General features: G+C 43.9%; 2 protein-coding genes. Both read left to right on the top strand.

Features of this window, described 5'->3' with window-relative positions; translation table 11 throughout:
• Nucleotides 1–459: D-glycero-beta-D-manno-heptose 1,7-bisphosphate 7-phosphatase (gene gmhB, locus R7R24_RS27425; protein ID WP_318120229.1), on the top strand; the 459-nt coding region annotated here is incomplete at its 5' end.
• A gap of 102 nt (nt 460–561) precedes the next feature.
• Nucleotides 562–668: LacI family DNA-binding transcriptional regulator (locus R7R24_RS27420; RefSeq protein WP_318120230.1), on the top strand; the 107-nt coding region annotated here is incomplete at its 3' end.

Genomic DNA, 668 nt, shown 5'->3' with positions numbered 1-668 from the left:
GGTGTGTTTGAAGCGACAAAAGCGCTGAAAGATAAAGGTTACCTGTTGGTGCTTGTAACGAATCAATCGGGCATCGCACGCGGTAAATTCAGTGAAGACCGTTTCTTGTCTCTGACACAATGGATGGACTGGAACTTCGTTGATAATGGCGTTGAGTTTGATGGTTTTTACTATTGTCCACATCATCCTGAGCATGGCATCGGTGACTACAAGCAAGATTGTGATTGCCGCAAACCTAAACCTGGTATGTTTATCTCTGCTCGCGACTTCTTGAAAATCGACATGGAAAAATCTGTGATGATTGGTGATAAAGCCGAAGACATGATGGCAGCAGAAGCCGCAGGTGTTGGCACTAAGATTCTGGTTCGCACAGGTAAGCCAATCACCGAGCAAGGTGAAGCATTAGCTACAGTAGTGCTCGATAGCATCGCAGATGTGCCAGCGTATTTACAAAAATAACACCACAATTTGCATGTTTAAGGGAAGCGTTTGCTTCCCTTTTCTTTTATTGCTGTTAAAGTTCAGTCACCTAAGCATTCATCCATTCTAGTTTGATCACTTATGAGCAAAAAACTCACCATTCTTGATATCGCGAAATTGGCAGGCGTTGGCAAATCAACAGTAAGCCGTGTGCTTACCAACGATCCAAAAGTGAAACCTCAAACGCG

The organism is Vibrio sp. 704 (assembly GCF_033339295.1).
Note: the sequence above shows the minus strand (reverse complement) of the source record. Positions and strands in the feature narration are given on the sequence as shown.